Consider the following 255-nt stretch of genomic DNA (forward strand, 5'->3'; position numbering starts at 1 on the left):
TGCCGCGCAACAGAATACCCACGTTGTCGCCCGCTTGACCTTGGTCCAGCAGCTTGCGGAACATTTCCACGCCCGTGCACGTCGTCTTCACCGTCGGCTTGATACCGATGATTTCGATTTCTTCGCCTACCTTCACGATACCGCGCTCGATACGACCCGTCACCACCGTGCCGCGACCCGAGATCGAGAACACGTCTTCCACCGGCATCAGGAACGTACCGTCAATTGCACGCTCCGGCGTCGGGATGTACGTGT

At 59.2% G+C, this 255-nt stretch carries 1 protein-coding gene; it reads right to left on the bottom strand.

The genetic code is table 11. The features are described from left to right. Positions 1-255: EF-Tu/IF-2/RF-3 family GTPase (locus tag ACRXB1_RS37755; protein WP_449494980.1), on the bottom strand; the 255-nt coding region annotated here is incomplete at both ends.

It is taken from the genome of Caballeronia sp. M23-90 (genome assembly GCF_053574605.1).